Here is a 12,982-nt window from a genome sequence, read left to right on the forward strand (position 1 = left end):
GGTACGGACCACGGTGCCAGCCGCCAGCCGTCACCCCAATGGCTCATGCCCCATTTCCCCCTTCTGTCGCGCAGTTGAGCGAACTGACTGACCGTAAGCGCACCGATTTCAAAGATGCCGACCCCGCTCACCGCCCGCGATTCTGTGCAGTTGGTCCAGAATGAGGGTCGGCGCGTTGTCGTAGAAGGGCATCACCCTTCCCGGGGTCGTAAACCCATGATCCTGCTGGGAAGCGCCGAGACAGGCCATTCGATTTGTCCAATGCATTGAGCGGCGAAGAGCAACCTGCGTCTATCGCGAAGTCAGCTAGAGCCACGCCCTGCGTGGCTGCCATCCGCCCAGCACCGCGAAGCCACGCATGGCGTGGCTCTACAATGGGGTACCCCTTCAGATCCCCTACCCCCATGTCCGACTGCTGCGGCTGCGGAAAAATCGTCGACGTCGCCGCCCTTCAGGCGAAGCAGCGCCGCGTCCTGCGCATCGTCCTGGCGATCAATCTCGCTACCTTCGTGATGATGGCGGCCGCGGCCTGGTGGAGCCATTCCTCCTCCCTGCTCTCCGGCAGCCTGGACAACCTGGGTGACGCGTTGACCTACGCGATCAGCCTGGCCGTGGTCGGCGCATCGATGCAGGCCAAGGCACGGGTGGCGTTGTTGAAAGGGCTGCTGATTCTCGGCGCGGCCATTGCCGTAGCCGTGCAGATCGGCTGGCGGCTCACCCACCCGGCCGTGCCGCTGTTTGAAGGCATGGGCATTGCCGGTGCGCTGAACCTCGCCGCCAACGGTGTGTGCCTGTGGTTGCTGAATCCGTTCCGCAACGGCGACGTCAACATGGCCTCGGCGTGGGAATGCTCGCGCAATGACATTTTCGAGGGCGTGGCGGTGCTGCTGGCCGCGCTCGCGGTGTGGGCGTTCGGCGCGGGTTGGCCGGACCTGCTGATCGCCGCCGCCTTGCTGGTGATGTTCCTGCGCTCAGCGTTGCGGGTGCTGCGTTCGGCCTGGCGGGAGATGCGGGTTCAGGGCTGAACCCGCCGTCTCCTTCCGCCGTTACGCGCTCGACACCTTCATCAACACCAGCCCGCTCACGATCAGCACCGCCGCGGCAATGCGCATCGCGCTCACCTGTTCGCCCAGGAACACGATGCCGACGATGAACGCGCCGACCGCGCCAATGCCGGTCCAGATCGTGTAGGCGGTGCCCAGCGGCAGCGTGCGCATGGCCAGGGCGAGCAGCCAGAAACTGGCAGCCATGGCGGCGAAGGTAATGAGCGACGGGGTGAGCCGGGTGAAGCCCTCGGATTGCTTCATCGAGAACGCCCAGACGATTTCCAGAACACCGGCTACGAGCAAATATATCCAGGCCATGTGGCCCTCCTTATGGGGCCAGGTCGTCCTGGTCATTGTTGCCCGGTATGGGGGAGGCCGTTCCTCCTGGGGTGCGTGCAGCGGGGCAGAGCCCCGCTCTACGATGAGGGCGATTTTAGGGGATGGGGCACCGGATGGGGGCCGAAGGCGTGTTGGGGGTTACGAGGTGGTCAGGGTGGGTCGGGGAGACGCGCGGCGTGTCGCTACTCGGGAGGTTCTGCGCCAAGTGCCGAATCCGACTAACAGTCGGATCTACCGCACTTGCGGATCTACCGCACTTGCGGATCTACCGCGCTTGCGGATCTACCGCGCTTGCGGATCTACCGCGCTTGGCTACGCCGCGCTATACTGGGTGACTGCACTTCGGTGCAACGTCTCTATGGCGGCCCCGTCGGCCCCTCGCGACGCTAGGTCGAAAATCCCGCCAGGGCCGGAAGGCAGCAACGGTATCGATCGACGCGGGCGCCGAGGTCAGCCGGCGGGGCCGTCACCCGTTTGGGCGGTCCATTCCACGTTTGGCTGATCAGGCCGTGGGCCTGGGAGCCGTTGGCTCGGCCAACGCCACGCACTCGCCCGGCATTGCGACCCGATGCCCCCGCTGGCGCAGCGCTTCGCCATCGGCCTCGCTCGCATAGTGATAGAGCATCATCCGCGCCTGCAGTTCGGCGCTGTACTCGCGTTCGAGATCGTCCACGCCGGTGTGCGACGGGTTGCCGTGCAGGCCGCAGTCGTGCGCGATCAGTTCGTTGTCGGCCGCATGGCGCGCCAGCATTTCCGGAATCGGGCGGGTGTCGCCGCTCCACACCAGCGCGCCCTGCAGGCGCAGGCCGTAGGCGGTTTCGGGCCAGTGGTGGCGGACCGGGAACACTTCCAGGCGCACGCCGTCATGCCAGAACGCCTCGCCCACCACGATCAGCTGGAAGGCATCCCAGAAGTTGGCGCCACCTTCGGCCAGCACGTTGGGGTAATCGGCCACGCGCCGGTGCAGCAGCGGCACCACGGTGGCGGGTACGTACAGCCGGATGCGGCCGCGCCGGTGCGGCGAGAAGTAGGCATCCACGAACAGCCGCTCGAAGCCGGCCACGTGGTCCAGGTGCACATGGGTGACGAACAGCGCCTCGGGCATGCGCCCGTACTGGGCGAGGAAGGCGGTAAGCCCCTCGCCGCCGCAGTCGATGGTCAGCCATGGCTCGCCACCGCGCTCGATCACCGCCATCGGCGAACCCAGCTGCACGGCCGACGCGTTGCCGACCCCCATGAAGCGCAGTGCCCAGTCCATCAGTAGCCCCGGTTCCAGGCCAGGTCGTAGGCCCGGCGCAGGCGCGCGAAGTCCTTCTCGACCTCGTCGTGGCTGCGCTCGCCGCGCAGCTTCACCAGCGAACGGTGCAGGCGCTTGAGGTTGCGTTCGCGCCAGGCGGTGGCCGGGATGCGCTGCACGCCACGGTCGAAATCGATCAGCCAGCCGTGGCCGTTGGCATCAAACAGGATGTTGTGGGCGTTGAGATCGGCATGGTCCAGCCCGGCGCGGTGGAAACGCGCGATCAGCCGGCCGGTCTCTTCCCAGGGCGCGCCCCGCCCCGCCACCAGCGCGCGGTCGGCCAGCGAACGTACGCCTTCCAGCCGTTCCATCAGGATCGCCGCGCGGTAGCGCATGCCTTCGCGCATGTAGAACGCGGCGATCGGGCGCGGCACCGGCAACTTCAACGCGCGCAGGGCGCGCATCAGCCGGAACTCGGCGAAGCTGCGGGTGCGGTTGGCGCCCCGCCACAGGTACTGGTCGTGGCTCAGCTTGGCCGCCATGCCGCCGCGCAGGTACTGGCGCAGCACACAATGGCCGAACGGCGCATCGACGAACCAGGCCCCGCCCCGTCCACCATCGCCGACCGGGCGCGCCCGGTCGCCCCAGTGGCCCGGGGAGAACAGGCTCATCTCGGCTTGCCGCAGCCGTTCGCGGTCGAACAGAATGGCACCCATGCCGCGTCCATCGCGGCAGGGCGTCAGCGCTTCAGTGGCGTCGAATGCGACCATTCCTTCGAGTCTAACAACACCATGGCATCAGCGTCCTCTTCCTTGTGTCTTTTGCGTTTGTCCGCGCTGGGCGATGTCACCCACGTGGTGCCGCTGGTGCGCACCCTGCAGCAGGCACGGCCTGGGACCGAACTGCACTGGATCATCGACAAGGCCGGGCACAAGCTGCTGGACGGCCTGCCGGGCGTGGTGTTCCATGCCTACGACAAGAAGACCGGCATGGCCGGCATGCGCGCCCTGCGCGCGTCGCTGCCGCCGGGCCGCTTCGAGGCGCTGCTGCAGATGCAGGTGGCCTTCCGCGCCAATGTGCTGTCGGCGTTTGTCCCGGCGGTGCGCCGGATCGGCTACGACAAGGCGCGTTCCAAGGACCTGCACGGTCTTTTCATCAACGAACGCATCCCCGACCGCCCCGGCATCCACGTGCTGGATGCGATCGGCAGCTTCTGCGAACCGTTGGGGATCCGCCAGACCGAGGTCAGCTGGGACCTGGCGATCCCGCCGGCGGCGGTGGAATGGGCGCAGGCGCAATGGCAGGACGATGGCCGGCCGGTGCTGATGATCTCGCCCTGCTCCAGCCACGTACGCCGCAACTGGTATGCCGACCGCTACGCGGCAGTGGCCAACCATGCGGTTGCACGCGGCTGGCGGGTGGTGCTGTGCGGCGGCCGCAGCGAACTGGAGCGCGGCATGGCCGACGCCATCCAGGCCCAGCTCACCACCCCCGCGCTGGACCTGGTGGGCAAGGACACCCTCAAGCAGCTGCCGGCCCTGCTGGCCCGCGCGGCGCTGGTGATGACCCCGGATTCAGGCCCGATGCACATCGCCAACGCGATGGGCACCAAGGTGCTGGGCCTGCACGCGGCCAGCAACCCGCACCGCAGCGGTCCCTATTCGGACCGCCGCTACTGCGTGGACCGCTATGACGACGCGGCGCGGAAGTTCCTGGGCAAGCCGGCCAGCGAACTCAAATGGGGCACCAAGGTCGAGTTCGATGACGTGATGCAGCTGATCACGGTCGACGACGGCATCGCCGCCTTCGAACGCTACGTGGCGGATCAGCCGCGCCCGCTGTAATCCTTGTAGGACTTCTCTTCGACGTAGACCGAGCCCAGCGCCAGGTTGATGTCTTTCTTGATCCGGGCGCGGGTGTCGTTCTTCTGGTAGACGCTGCGCGCCAGGGCGACGAACACCTCATCGAACTCAGCGGCCTGGTCCTTCAGCCGGATGTTGTCCTCGATATCCCAGAGCTGCTCATTGATGTCCTTCAGCTCCATGCGCAGCTTGGCGATGTCCGTGCCGCCGGCCGGATGCGCCATCCAGGTCTTCTCCAGCGCACTCAGCTCGGCCCGGATGTTGGCCAGCTTGCCCGGATCACTGATCCGCTCGGACTTGATCTGCAGGATCGAGATCTTGTCCAGCAATTCGCCAAAGGACACGGGAACAGAAATTTCAGCGGTCATAGGGGGGATGTTCCGTTTTGAATGAGACCAGTCTAGCGAACCCAGCGCGAGCGCAGCGTCCGCGCTGTCACCGTTCGCACCCCCCAACGCCGTAACAAGCCCCTCTGTTGAGGGGCTGCCCCGACAGGGGCGGGGAGAGGAAGCATCGCGGGGGCAACGGCGCTACGCGCCGTTGCAATCCCCCCCTCTCCGCCAGACACGCAAAAAAGGCCACCCGAAGGGCAGCCTTTTTTGCGTGTCTGGCGGAGAGGGGGGGATTCGAACCCCCGAGGCGCTATAAACGCCTGCCTGATTTCGAGTCAGGTACATTCAACCGCTCTGCCACCTCTCCAGATGGTCCCCGGCGAACCGGGGAGCGAATAATACGGTCAGGAGCCGCCGACGGCAAGCCATTCCCGCGCTTCCGATGAATTTCTTCTGTATCGATGCCTTGCCGGATGTCCGCAGGGCCGCGATCATGCCGTTATCCCTCAGCAATGACACTCCTGGCCTGCGCACCTCCATGATCGAATTCGGACACCTGACCCACCCTGGCTTGCGCCGTGATCTCAATGAGGACACCTACTACGGGGACGGGGAGCTTGCACTGTGGCTGGTGGCCGATGGCATGGGCGGGCACGCCTGTGGCGAAGTGGCCAGCGCGCTTGCGCGCGAGACCATCGTGCGCGAGATCCGCCAGGGCGCCACGCTGGCGCACGCGATCCGGGTGGCCGATGAGGAAATCATCCGCACCTCGCGCCGCCGCAACGACAGCCTGCCGATGGGCACCACCGTGGTGGCCGCCCGGGTCCAGGGCAACCGCTATGAAGTGGCCTGGGTCGGCGACAGCCGCGCCTACCTGTGGCGCGACGGCAAGCTGGCGCAGCTCAGCCAGGACCACAGCGTGGTGCAGGAAATGGTGGCGCAGGGCAACCTGACGGCCGAAGAGGCGCGCGCGCACCCGCATCGAAACGTGGTGACCCAGGCGCTGGGGGTGACCGATCCGGCCCACCTGAACGTGGCCACCACCGCCGGCGAGCTGCGCCCGGGCATGCAGCTGCTGCTGTGCAGCGACGGGCTGACCGAGGAAGTGGAAGACACCGGGATCGCCCGCACCCTGGCCTACGACGACGCCAGCGCGCAGGAGTGCGTGGATACGTTGGTGGCCGCCGCGCTGGATGGGGGCGGGTCGGACAACATCACGGTGATTCTGGTGCGTTGCCATTGATTTAACCGGTTGCCTGCCAACGGCAGGGGCTACCGAATCGACGGCATTACGCCGCCGATTCTTCCACCTTAGGGCCATCCCAGATGGCATGCCCGGCCTTCTTGCGCAGCTTGGCCAGGCGCGCTTCGTGCGCCTCCCGTTCCGAGGCCGTTGCCACCACGCGCGGGCGCGGCAACAGGCGGCTGGTATCGAAGGCCTGCGCGTGTGCCGTACCCGGGCGGACGTCATCGGCTGAACCAAAGCCGATTTCCTCCTGGCCGGAGGTCAGTGCGATGTACACATCGCCCAGGATCTGCGCATCGAGCAGGCCGCCATGCAGCTGGCGGTGCGCGTTGTCCACGCCCAGCCGCTTGCACAGCGCATCCAGCGAGTTGCGCTGGCCCGGATAGCGCTCGCGCGCCATCTTCAGCGTATCGATCACCGTGCAGCGGTCGGTGATCTTTCCGTACTGGTCGCCCAGCAACGACAGTTCGTAGTCCAGGAAGCCCAGGTCGAACGCGGCGTTGTGGATGATCAGCTCGGCGCCGTCGATGTAGGCCAGGAATTCTTCGGCCACCTGCGCGAACACCGGCTTGTCGGCCAGGAACTCCAGGGTCAGCCCGGTGACTTCCTGGGCGCCCTGTTCGAACTCGCAGTCCGGCTTGAGGTACTGATGGAAGTTGTTTCCGCTCGGGCGGCGTTCCAGCAGTTCCACGCAGCCGATTTCGACGATGCGGTTGCCCTTGCGCCATTCCAGGCCGGTGGTTTCGGTATCGAGGATGATCTGACGCATGGGCTTAGTGTACCGGGCCGGCGGCACGGATCCGGATCGCGGCGTCGCGCGCCAGCGTATCCACACGCTCGTTGTCCGGGTCACCGGAATGGCCCTTCACCCAGCGCCAGTCGATGCTGTGCTTCTGGGTGGCCGCATGCAGCCGCTCCCACAGGTCGCGGTTCTTGACCGGGTCACCACCAGCGGTCTTCCAGTTCTTGCGGATCCAGCCCGGCAGCCACTGGGTCAGGCCCTGGCGCACGTACTGCGAATCGGTGAACAGCACGATCTCGCACGGTTCGGTCAGTGCTTCCAGGCCGGAGATGGCGGCCATCAGCTCCATCCGGTTGTTGGTGGTGTGCGCTTCGCCACCGCTCAGCTCGCGCTCGTGGCCCTTGTAGCGCATCAACGCGGCCCAGCCGCCGGGGCCGGGATTGCCGAGGCAGGAACCGTCGGTGTGGATTTCAATGGTTTTCAATACAACTCCAGATCAGGTCGCCACGGTGCCGTGCCAACGGCGTACCGGCAGTGGCGTAGGTCCTGGCAGGGCCAGGGTGCGTTTTTCGGCGGTGAACAGGCAGGCCGCGCGCAGGGCGGCGATGCTGCCGCGCTCGGGCGCGCGGGTGTGCCACATCGGGCCCAGCCAGGCCAGGTCGTCGCAGGCCAGCCCGGCCCGCTCCAGGGTGTGGCGCAGCCGCTGCGGGGTGCGCACCACCAACCCGTGCCGGCGCCATTGGCTGCGGAATGGGCTGAACGGATTGAGCGTGGACAGCCACAGCCGCCCGCCGGGCATCAGGACCCGCTCGCATTCGGCGATCAGCTGTTCGGCGTCGCGGGCGGTCACGTGCTGCAGCACGATGGCGTTGAGGCTCTCGGTCTGGAACGGCAGCGGCAGCGCGCAGGTAACGTCGCCGGTGTAGCCGCCGGCGCTGCGGTGCAGGCGCACGCCCTGCCCCGGCAGCGCGGCATCTTCCAGCCAGGCCGGGGTCGGCGCGATCCACAACCAGGGGTTCAGCGGGTGCGAGGCCAGCACCGGCTCCAATGCCTTGCGCTCCAGCTCACGCAGCGCCTGCGCCGGTTCAGTATCAAACCAGGATGCGACGGAAGCTTGACGGGGGCTCGGCGCGGCGGGCATGGTCCAATTCTATGCGACTGACTGCCCTACCCGCATTCGCGGACAACTACATCTGGGCGCTGGTCGCCGACGACGGCCGCGCGATCGTGGTCGACCCCGGCCAGGCGGCCCCCGTGGTGGTCGCCGCAGCGCAGCAGAACTGGCGCCCGCACACCATCCTGCTCACTCACCACCACGACGACCACATCGGCGGCGTGACGGAGCTGCAGGCCCGGTTTGCGGGGCTGGAGGTGATCGCCCCGCACGATCCTCGCATTCCCGGCGCCACCCGCCGGGTAGGTGAAGGTGAACGCATTCAGGCACTGGGGCTGGAGATCGACGTAGTATCCGTGCCCGGACACACCCGGACGCACATCGCATTTCACAGCGCTGAACATCTTTTCAGCGGAGATGCGTTGTTCAGCCTGGGGTGTGGCCGGATGTTCGAAGGTACGCCACCCCAGCTTCTGGCTTCCCTGCACAAGCTGGCGTCCCTGCCGCCGCACCTGTTGTTGTGCTGCGGCCATGAGTACACCGTGTCAAATGCCGTCTTCGCGCGGCATGTCGACCCCGCCAACGCCGCGCTCGCGCGACGCCATGAGGAGGCACTGGCCATGCGCCGCGATGAACGCCCTACGCTGCCCGTTACGTTGGCAAGCGAGCTGGAATGCAACCCGTTCCTGCGAACCGATACACCCGCTGTCCGCGCTGCCGTCAGCCAGCACCTCGGTCGTCCCGTCACCGATGAAGTCGATGTCCTGGCAGGTCTGCGGGGCTGGAAAGACGGATTCCGAACATGAGTCGGCGATGGTTGCCGCTCGCGGCAGGCCTGGCGATCGCCATCGCCGGCACCGCGGGCGCCCAGTCGTTGAGTGCGGGGATGTCGCAGAACGTGGCCGGTTTGTCGCAGTTGCCGTTGGACGGTACTGCCCTGCCCCCCGCTTCGGTCCGCAATGGCCAGGACATCTTCGCCAGCTTCCGTGATGGCCTGGCCGAACCGACCTGCGACGTCGAGGCCACCAGCCCACGCTGGCAGAAACAGTTCGCCCATGCGCCCTCGCGCCTGGCCAACCAGGATGACGATGCACTGGTGCTGTTCGGCTATGTGGTCGAAGAGCTGCGCGCTGCCAACCTGCCCACTGAGTTCGCGCTGATTCCGTTCGTGGAAAGTGGTTACCGGCCCAACGCGCGCAATGGTGCCGGCCCGGCCGGGCTGTGGCAGTTCATCGCCTCCACCGCCAGGAACCACCGCGTGCAGATGACCAGCGGCTACGACGGCCGGCTGTCGGCGGCCGATTCCACCCAGGCCGCGGTGCGCTACCTCAAGACCCTGCATGGGATGTTCGGCGGCGACTGGCGCCTGGCCACCATGGCCTACAACGCTGGCGAATACCGCGTGCTGCAGTCGCTGCGCAAGGCCGGCATGAACGCGCAGAACGCGCGCCCTGCCGAGCTGCCGGGGCTGTCGCCGGTGACCTACGCGTACGTGGAGAAGCTGCACGCGCTGGCCTGCGTGCTGGAAAACGCTGAAACCACGCCGGCGGTGATGGCATCGCTGGACCGCACCGTGCCGGTGCTGAAGGGCCACACCCTGCCAGCCGGCACCAGCGTGCAGCAGTGGGCCGTACAGCGCTCGCTGGACCCGGCGCGCATCGCCCGGCTCAATCCGGCCTTGGCCAGCGGCAAGGGCCGCCCCAGCGGCCAGGTGACCGTACTGGCCCCGGCCACCCACGCGCCGGTGGACCCTTCGGTGATGCTGGCCCAGGCTGACACGCCCGTGGCTGACACGGTCAGCCCGCGTACGCAGACCCAGGTCGCCAGCCGCGCCGTTGCCAGCGCGGACCGCCCCAAGGCGCGCCGCCACACCGTGCGCAACGGCGAGTCTGCGTGGACGATTGCCAAGCGCTACGGGATGCCACTCAAGGCGCTGCTGTCGTTGAACAACCTCAGCGGCAGCAGCGTGCTCAAGCCCGGTGCGGTGTTGCGCGTCGAGGATTGAGGCGGACAAGGCGCAACAAAAAAAAGGCCCGGCATTGCCGGGCCTTTTTCGTAAGCGGACGCCAGCCAACCCTTAGAGGTTGGCTTCTTCGACCTGCACTTTGTAGTGCTTGCGCATGGCCTGGATGAAGGCCTTGGCCGAGGCCATGCCGTCTACCTGGTCCAGCTGGTCCTTGAACTGCTGCTTCTGCTCGGCCGGGACCTCAGCCAGGTTCGGCGGGGTCACCTTGTTGACCGCGAACACCACGTAACGGTCCTGCACGGCGACCTTGCCATAGCTCGGCTTGCCTTCGGCCGGGGCCGGGGCGGCGAACACGGCGCGGTTGATCTCCGGGGTCGGCACCGGCTGGGTGCGCGGCAGGCCCGGCAGCGGGCTGAGCTGCAGCTTCTCTTCGGCGGCCAGCGCCTGCAGGGTCTGCCCGGCGTTGAGCTTCGCCAGCAGCGCGTCAGCGGCCTTGGCCGAGACCTGGCGGTTGCGGTCGGCGCGGATCGCGGCGATCACGCCGTCGCGGGCCTTGTCCAGCGGCAATGCCTGTTCCGGGCTGTGGTCGGTCACGCGGATCATCACGCTGTGGTCGGGCGTGATCGCGATCGGGTCGCTCACGGTGCCGTCCTGCACCAGCACATCGGAGAACGCCGCGCGCAGCACCGCCGGGTTGGCGGCAATGCCACTGGCGGTGTCGCGGGTGAACGGGCCGAGGGTCTGCACCTTCAACTTCAGCGCATCGGCCGCGCCCTGCAGCGAGGTCGGGTTCTTGTAGACCTGGTCGACCAGGCGGCCGCTCAGTTCGGAGAACGCGCCTTCGTTGTCGGCCTTGAGCTGTTCGGCGGCGAGCTGGTCGCGGACCTCCTCGAACGGACGCTGCTGGCCACCACGGACCTCGCGCAGCTGCAGCACGTGGTAGCCGAACTCGGTCTTGACCGGTGCGCTCACCTCGCCTGCCTTCATGCCAAACAGCGCGTCTTCGAACGGCTTGACCATGGAATCGCGTTCCACCCAGCCCAGGTCACCACCGGTGGCCTTGGAGCCGGTGTCGTCCGAGTTGGCCTTGGCCAGCGCGGCGAAATCCGCACCCGGCGCCTTGGCCTGCGTGGCCAGTGCGGCGGCCTTTTGTTCAGCGGCCTTGAGCTTGGCCGGGTCGCTGCCATCGGCGGCGATCAGGATGTGCGACGCAAGACGGGCTTCGGGCGTGGAGAAGCGCGCCTTCTCGTCGGCGTAGCGCTTGCGCAGGGTGGCTTCATCGGCGGCGGCCGCCGGCGGCAGTGCGGCCGCGTTGATTTCCACGAACTCCAGCGACACGGTTTCCGGCTGGCGGAAATCCTTCGGGTGGCTGTCGTACCACTGCTTGATCTGTGCGTCGGTTACTTCTGCCGTATCGGCCGGCAGCTCCGGCAGCGCGGCGATTTCCACGTCACGCGTTTCGCCCAGCAGCTTCATCAGCCGCTCGGCCTCCACGCTGGTGACAAAACCCGATTCCTGCAGCGCCTGCGGAATGATCGACTGCTGCAGGCTCTCGCGCACCAGCGTTTCGAACTGCGCCGGGGTGCGCGGCGGGTTGCCGGTGGTAAGCGCCAGACGGTACTGGTCCTGGTTGAACTTGCCATCGGCGCCGATGAAGCCCGGGATGGAGGCGATGGTTTCGCGCACGGCGGCGTCGCCGATGACGATGCCGGATTGTTCGCCGGCGAGGCGCACGACCTTCTCATCGATCATCTGGTCGAGCACGGCGCGCTTGTTCTCGGCGCTTTCGAATTGGCGCGGGTCGAAGTTCTCGCCCTGCTGCTGGCGGGCCTGCTGGCGCGCCTGCTCGAAACGGGTACGGAATTCTTCCGCACTGATTTCATGGTGCTGCCAGAGGAAGGACATCGGCCACCACGACGGCGCCGAGCGCCACCAGGTCGGCGGCGCTGCCACCTTGGCCACGTTCTGCGCGCCGACACCACCCAGGTAGCTGGAGTCGATCACGAACAGGAACGGAATCATCAGCAGCCCCAGGATCACGGTAACGATCCAGCCCGAGGTCTTGTCGCGAAGTTTCTGCAGCATGGGAGAAATCAAGGCCCGATTGGCGAATCCGGCAGTGTACCCCGCTTCGCGCCACTCCCCAACAGGGGCGCCCGGCGCCCGGGCATCGCAGCAAAAAGAAAAGCCCCTGGTTTGCACCAGGGGCCTTCAAGAATTGGCGGAGCGGACGGGACTCGAACCCGCGACCTCCGGCGTGACAGGCCAGCATTCTAACCAGCTGAACTACCGCTCCGCGCTTGAAACTTTGCAGGCGCTCATTATATCCGAAGATATTCAGAAAACCCACCCCGAAGTACTGCTTTTCGAGGATTTTTTGTAACTGGCGGAGCGGACGGGACTCGAACCCGCGACCTCCGGCGTGACAGGCCAGCATTCTAACCAGCTGAACTACCGCTCCGCGTTTATTTTTTCAAAGTCGGCCTACAGTCGACTAACAGTCGACTCTACAAACGACTCTACAACTTCATTACAGAAAACAAGGCCCCCGATTGCTCAGGGGCCTCGTTGAAACTGGCGGAGCGGACGGGACTCGAACCCGCGACCTCCGGCGTGACAGGCCAGCATTCTAACCAGCTGAACTACCGCTCCACATTTCAAACTTTTACTGGCGGTGCATGGTGGGTGCTGAGGGTTTCGAACCCCCGACCCTCTCCGTGTAAAGGAGACGCTCTACCGCTGAGCTAAGCACCCCAGCAAGCCGCTTAGTTTACGGCATCCTTCAGGGCTTTGCCAGCCTTGAACGACGGATTCTTCGACGCAGCGATCTTGATGGTGTCGCCGGTCTTCGGGTTGCGGCCGGTACGGGCGGCGCGGTCGCGCACCTGGAACGTACCGAAGCCCACCAGGGTCACCGCATCACCGCCCTTCAGGGCCTTGGTGACAGCAGCGATGACGGCATCGACAGCGCGTTGCGACTCGGCCTTGGTCAGGTCAGCGGATTCGGCAACGGCGTCGATCAATTCGGTCTTGTTCATTCTGTACAGCTCCTTTGGCGGGGATTCCGCATGTTCGACAGTGAAGCATCCGGCCCGCTA

At 66.4% G+C, this 12,982-nt stretch carries 14 protein-coding genes, 5 tRNA genes and 1 other RNA gene; 6 read left to right on the forward strand and 14 right to left on the reverse strand.

Annotated features, from left to right (window positions below):
• Window positions 1–404 precede the first annotated feature (404 nt).
• Complete coding sequence (locus KVS69_RS07325; RefSeq protein WP_217537666.1) at window positions 405–1,025, forward strand: cation transporter; 621 nt, start codon at window positions 405–407, stop codon at window positions 1,023–1,025.
• Between the two features lie 21 nt (window positions 1,026–1,046).
• Here the strand turns inward: KVS69_RS07325 and sugE are convergent, their stop codons facing one another.
• A complete protein-coding gene (gene sugE, locus KVS69_RS07330) occupies window positions 1,047–1,364 on the reverse strand; it encodes a quaternary ammonium compound efflux SMR transporter SugE (protein ID WP_093533257.1) in 318 nt (105 codons plus the stop codon).
• Window positions 1,365–1,752: 388 nt separating this feature from the next.
• On the opposite strand from sugE, the gene ffs reads away from it, so the two are divergent.
• An RNA gene (gene ffs, locus KVS69_RS07335) (signal recognition particle sRNA small type) lies at window positions 1,753–1,849 on the forward strand.
• Window positions 1,850–1,887: 38 nt separating this feature from the next.
• On the opposite strand, the gene KVS69_RS07340 is transcribed toward ffs, so the two are convergent.
• Together KVS69_RS07340 and KVS69_RS07345 are read right to left on the reverse strand one after the other, a co-directional pair.
• Window positions 1,888–2,643: an MBL fold metallo-hydrolase gene (locus KVS69_RS07340; RefSeq protein ID WP_210131920.1), complete on the reverse strand. Its 756-nt coding sequence runs from the start codon at window positions 2,641–2,643 to the stop codon at window positions 1,888–1,890.
• Complete coding sequence (locus KVS69_RS07345; RefSeq protein ID WP_068849604.1) at window positions 2,643–3,392, reverse strand: 3-deoxy-D-manno-octulosonic acid kinase; 750 nt, start codon at window positions 3,390–3,392, stop codon at window positions 2,643–2,645. Before KVS69_RS07345 ends, KVS69_RS07340 begins: the two co-directional genes overlap by 1 nt.
• 21 nt (window positions 3,393–3,413) lie before the next feature.
• Between KVS69_RS07345 and KVS69_RS07350 the strand changes: the two genes are divergently transcribed.
• Entirely contained in the window at window positions 3,414–4,466 is a 1,053-nt protein-coding gene (locus tag KVS69_RS07350) for a glycosyltransferase family 9 protein (RefSeq protein ID WP_217537638.1), read from the forward strand.
• On the opposite strand, the gene KVS69_RS07355 is transcribed toward KVS69_RS07350, so the two are convergent.
• Window positions 4,448–4,852, reverse strand: coding sequence for a DUF6165 family protein (locus tag KVS69_RS07355; RefSeq protein WP_217537639.1), 405 nt, complete (start codon window positions 4,850–4,852; stop codon window positions 4,448–4,450). The genes KVS69_RS07350 and KVS69_RS07355 overlap by 19 nt on opposite strands.
• Window positions 4,853–5,092: 240 nt before the next feature.
• A tRNA-Ser gene (locus tag KVS69_RS07360) sits at window positions 5,093–5,183 on the reverse strand.
• Window positions 5,184–5,354: 171 nt separating this feature from the next.
• On the opposite strand from KVS69_RS07360, the gene KVS69_RS07365 reads away from it, so the two are divergent.
• On the forward strand, window positions 5,355–6,059 hold the full coding sequence (locus KVS69_RS07365; RefSeq protein WP_068854556.1) for a protein phosphatase 2C domain-containing protein: 705 nt from the start codon (window positions 5,355–5,357) through the stop codon (window positions 6,057–6,059).
• A 46-nt stretch (window positions 6,060–6,105) separates the two neighbouring features.
• Here KVS69_RS07365 and dnaQ read toward each other — a convergent pair whose 3' ends face one another.
• The 3 genes from dnaQ to KVS69_RS07380 are packed head-to-tail and all read right to left on the reverse strand — an operon-like array spanning window position 6,106 to window position 7,945.
• Window positions 6,106–6,831 carry a DNA polymerase III subunit epsilon gene (dnaQ, locus tag KVS69_RS07370; RefSeq protein WP_068849589.1) on the reverse strand — a complete coding sequence of 242 codons (726 nt, stop codon included), beginning with the start codon at window positions 6,829–6,831 and terminating at the stop codon, window positions 6,106–6,108.
• Window positions 6,832–6,835: 4 nt separating this feature from the next.
• Window positions 6,836–7,288 carry a ribonuclease HI gene (gene rnhA, locus KVS69_RS07375; RefSeq protein WP_068849587.1) on the reverse strand — a complete coding sequence of 151 codons (453 nt, stop codon included), beginning with the start codon at window positions 7,286–7,288 and terminating at the stop codon, window positions 6,836–6,838.
• A 12-nt stretch (window positions 7,289–7,300) separates the two neighbouring features.
• Entirely contained in the window at window positions 7,301–7,945 is a 645-nt protein-coding gene (locus KVS69_RS07380; RefSeq protein ID WP_068849585.1) for a methyltransferase domain-containing protein, read from the reverse strand.
• A gap of 11 nt (window positions 7,946–7,956) precedes the next feature.
• On the opposite strand from KVS69_RS07380, the gene gloB reads away from it, so the two are divergent.
• A complete protein-coding gene (gene gloB / locus KVS69_RS07385) occupies window positions 7,957–8,724 on the forward strand; it encodes a hydroxyacylglutathione hydrolase (RefSeq protein ID WP_217537640.1) in 768 nt (255 codons plus the stop codon).
• A complete protein-coding gene (locus KVS69_RS07390) occupies window positions 8,721–9,923 on the forward strand; it encodes a lytic transglycosylase domain-containing protein (RefSeq protein ID WP_217537641.1) in 1,203 nt (400 codons plus the stop codon). Before gloB ends, KVS69_RS07390 begins: the two co-directional genes overlap by 4 nt.
• Window positions 9,924–9,995: 72 nt before the next feature.
• Here KVS69_RS07390 and KVS69_RS07395 read toward each other — a convergent pair whose 3' ends face one another.
• From KVS69_RS07395 to KVS69_RS07420, 6 genes are all read right to left on the reverse strand, one after another.
• Complete coding sequence (locus tag KVS69_RS07395; RefSeq protein WP_217537642.1) at window positions 9,996–11,969, reverse strand: peptidyl-prolyl cis-trans isomerase; 1,974 nt, start codon at window positions 11,967–11,969, stop codon at window positions 9,996–9,998.
• Between the two features lie 134 nt (window positions 11,970–12,103).
• Window positions 12,104–12,180: transfer RNA gene (locus KVS69_RS07400), tRNA-Asp, on the reverse strand.
• Window positions 12,181–12,268: 88 nt separating this feature from the next.
• Window positions 12,269–12,345, reverse strand: a tRNA-Asp gene (locus KVS69_RS07405).
• A 114-nt stretch (window positions 12,346–12,459) separates the two neighbouring features.
• A tRNA-Asp gene (locus KVS69_RS07410) sits at window positions 12,460–12,536 on the reverse strand.
• 27 nt (window positions 12,537–12,563) lie between these two features.
• Window positions 12,564–12,638: transfer RNA gene (locus tag KVS69_RS07415), tRNA-Val, on the reverse strand.
• An 11-nt stretch (window positions 12,639–12,649) separates the two neighbouring features.
• The gene (locus KVS69_RS07420; protein ID WP_068849578.1) at window positions 12,650–12,922 is read right to left on the reverse strand and encodes an HU family DNA-binding protein; all 273 of its coding nucleotides are present in this window, start codon (window positions 12,920–12,922) and stop codon (window positions 12,650–12,652) included.
• Window positions 12,923–12,982 lie beyond the last annotated feature (60 nt).

Source organism: Stenotrophomonas sp. GbtcB23, from assembly GCF_019091045.1.
Taxonomy (GTDB): Bacteria; Pseudomonadota; Gammaproteobacteria; order Xanthomonadales; family Xanthomonadaceae; genus Stenotrophomonas; species Stenotrophomonas rhizophila_A.

What these genes read in the sequence shown, in the direction of transcription:
- KVS69_RS07325 (WP_217537666.1), top strand. Translation starts at nt 405, where the DNA reads ATGTCCGACTGCTGCGGCTGCGGAAAAATCGTCGACGTCGCCGCCCTT.
- sugE (WP_093533257.1), bottom strand. Translation starts at nt 1,364, where the DNA reads ATGGCCTGGATATATTTGCTCGTAGCCGGTGTTCTGGAAATCGTCTGG.
- KVS69_RS07340 (WP_210131920.1), bottom strand. Translation starts at nt 2,643, where the DNA reads ATGGACTGGGCACTGCGCTTCATGGGGGTCGGCAACGCGTCGGCCGTG.
- KVS69_RS07345 (WP_068849604.1), bottom strand. Translation starts at nt 3,392, where the DNA reads ATGGTCGCATTCGACGCCACTGAAGCGCTGACGCCCTGCCGCGATGGA.
- KVS69_RS07350 (WP_217537638.1), top strand. Translation starts at nt 3,414, where the DNA reads ATGGCATCAGCGTCCTCTTCCTTGTGTCTTTTGCGTTTGTCCGCGCTG.
- KVS69_RS07355 (WP_217537639.1), bottom strand. Translation starts at nt 4,852, where the DNA reads ATGACCGCTGAAATTTCTGTTCCCGTGTCCTTTGGCGAATTGCTGGAC.
- KVS69_RS07365 (WP_068854556.1), top strand. Translation starts at nt 5,355, where the DNA reads ATGATCGAATTCGGACACCTGACCCACCCTGGCTTGCGCCGTGATCTC.
- dnaQ (WP_068849589.1), bottom strand. Translation starts at nt 6,831, where the DNA reads ATGCGTCAGATCATCCTCGATACCGAAACCACCGGCCTGGAATGGCGC.
- KVS69_RS07380 (WP_068849585.1), bottom strand. Translation starts at nt 7,945, where the DNA reads ATGCCCGCCGCGCCGAGCCCCCGTCAAGCTTCCGTCGCATCCTGGTTT.
- gloB (WP_217537640.1), top strand. Translation starts at nt 7,957, where the DNA reads ATGCGACTGACTGCCCTACCCGCATTCGCGGACAACTACATCTGGGCG.
- KVS69_RS07390 (WP_217537641.1), top strand. Translation starts at nt 8,721, where the DNA reads ATGAGTCGGCGATGGTTGCCGCTCGCGGCAGGCCTGGCGATCGCCATC.
- KVS69_RS07395 (WP_217537642.1), bottom strand. Translation starts at nt 11,969, where the DNA reads ATGCTGCAGAAACTTCGCGACAAGACCTCGGGCTGGATCGTTACCGTG.
- KVS69_RS07420 (WP_068849578.1), bottom strand. Translation starts at nt 12,922, where the DNA reads ATGAACAAGACCGAATTGATCGACGCCGTTGCCGAATCCGCTGACCTG.